1 protein-coding gene is annotated in these 1,076 nt (G+C 76.0%); it reads right to left on the reverse strand.

Annotated elements, in window-relative coordinates:
- A partial coding sequence (locus G5C51_RS42125; RefSeq protein WP_240930302.1) for a DUF5691 domain-containing protein occupies nt 1–1,076 on the reverse strand: 1,076 nt, incomplete at both ends.

Genomic DNA, 1,076 nt, shown 5'->3' on the forward strand with positions numbered 1-1,076 from the left:
GTTCTGGGTGAGGCGGTCCTGGGAGAGGCGGTCCTGGGTGGGAGCCGCGTCCGGGCCCGGGGTGCCGAGGAGGGCGCGGGCCCAATCCGGGTCGCGCTGCCGGGCGGCGGCGCGGGACCAGGCGGCGTGCAGATCGGCGCGCCAGTCGTCGGCCACGGGCAGGGCGACGATCTCCTCCGGGGTGCGGCCGCCGAATACCTCTGTCCATAGGCGCAGCGGGGCCGCCTCCACCGTCTGCCCCAGCCACCAGGAGCGTTCGCCCTGCCCGGAGGGGGGCTTGGGGGCGATGCCGTCGCGCTGCATCGGGCCGTCGCACTCGTGCGGGGCCTCGACGATGATCATCGGGTAGGCGGGCGGCTGGGTCGGGTCGAGCGACACGTGCGTTTTCGCGCGTGCTCCCATACGGGATGCCAGGCCCGAGGCGGGGAGGGCGGAGAGCAAGGCCGCGGCGGTGGCCCGGACATTGCGGCTGCGGTCGTCGAGCGACTGCTCCAGGAACGGCTCGTCCGCCATGGACAGCCCGTCGCGCAGCGAGTCCAGGAAGGCGAGGCGGTCCTCTGCCTTCTCGCTGCGCCAGGTGGTGGCGAGCAGGCGGAGCGCCGCGGGGGCGTGGCGGCGGCGGAGCGCGGCGAGCAGGGCGACGCGTTCGGCGAAGAGGCCTTCTTCCCAGCGGGTGCGGATGGCCTGGGCGGCCGGCGTGTTCGCGGTCGGGTCGAACTCATCGGTGTTTGCTGTGGGGTCGAGCGCCTCGCCTGTGGTGAGTCCACACAGGTCGGTGGTGGGATCGGCGCCCTCGCGGAGGGCGTAGGTCCAGGCTGGGTTGCGGGCCGCCAGCCAGCGGGCGCGGGTGCCTCCGAGGCGGAGCGCCGGGCGGCGCAGGTCCGTACGGGCGCGGGCGGCGTCGAGGAGTGCGGGGAGCAGGGCCGGGGGTGCCTGGTAGCCGAGGTCGTTGGCGGTCTGGAGCCACTCCGGGATGAGCTCGGTCAGGTCGGGGGTGGCGCCGCGGCGGGCGCCGGCGCCGGAGTTGGCGGCCCGGTCGGCGAGGAGGGTGGCCAGGCGGTGGCGGGCGGCTGGGG

It is taken from the genome of Streptomyces coryli (assembly GCF_011044975.1).
GTDB classification, from domain to species: Bacteria; Actinomycetota; Actinomycetes; order Streptomycetales; family Streptomycetaceae; genus Streptomyces; species Streptomyces coryli.